Source organism: Aquisphaera insulae (genome assembly GCF_011064615.1).
In the GTDB taxonomy this organism is placed as follows: Bacteria; Planctomycetota; Planctomycetia; order Isosphaerales; family Isosphaeraceae; genus Aquisphaera; species Aquisphaera insulae.
This window is the reverse complement of the sequence record NZ_JAALJH010000244.1, coordinates 1-754: the sequence shown is the minus strand read 5'-3', so window position 1 is coordinate 754 and position 754 is coordinate 1. Positions and strand designations below refer to the sequence as shown.

Genomic DNA, 754 nt, shown 5'->3' with positions numbered 1-754 from the left:
CTTTGCGCGAAGGCTTGCCCCCGTGGGCGTCGATCAGGCCGGCGCCGCGGAGCACCCGATAGGCGCTCGATGGGCTGAAGGCGACCACGTCGGCGTCGATCATCATGAAGGCGAGCCGGCGATAGCCCTCCAGGGGATGGTCGTGATGGAACTTGATGATGGCCTCCTTCTCCCACGGCTCCAGCCACCGGTCGCGGGGGACCAGGGCGTTATGCTCGTTGGCCATGCCGTAGCGAGCCTTCCAGTCGTGGAACTTGCTGGCGGCGATGCCGAGCCAGCCGACGAGTCGCCGGGCGGGGATCTCGGCGCGATCGGACCAGGTGCGGATGAAGTCGACGATCGCGTCGCGGGTGTCGTGGGGGACCCAGGCCCCGGTCAGCGTTCCCCAAGTTATTTTTTTGTTTGATATGTTCTTCCATCAATTCGGCGACGACCTCGTTCTTGCGCTGGAGCTTGTCGCGGAGCGCGGCGATGGTGCGGAGGAGCTGGCCGTCGGAGGTCGCGTTCTTGCGCTCGAATGCGGCGGAGCCGTTCTCGAAGAACTGCTTCTGCCAGAGGTAGAACAGCGTGGGCGAGAGCTTGTGCTCATCGCAAAGATCGGAGACGGGTACCTGGTCGATCAGGTGTCGCCGGAGGATGGCGGCCTTCTCGACAAACGTATAATTCTTGCGCGGCTTTCGCATGGGAGAAACTCCTGCCGAGTTCTACCATAACTCGGCGATGGCGTTTCTCCATTTCCGGCTGAAGCAAGACA

At 62.7% G+C, this 754-nt stretch carries 1 protein-coding gene and 1 pseudogene; both read right to left on the bottom strand.

Going from position 1 to position 754, the window contains the following annotated elements; all coding sequences use genetic code 11:
- Window positions 1–226, bottom strand: a pseudogene (locus G6O54_RS36990) (IS3 family transposase); the annotation flags it as partial.
- The gene (locus G6O54_RS37625; RefSeq protein WP_205679190.1) at window positions 210–683 is read right to left on the bottom strand and encodes a transposase; all 474 of its coding nucleotides are present in this window, start codon (window positions 681–683) and stop codon (window positions 210–212) included. The pseudogene G6O54_RS36990 and the gene G6O54_RS37625, both read right to left, overlap by 17 nt.
- Window positions 684–754: the final 71 nt, after the last annotated feature.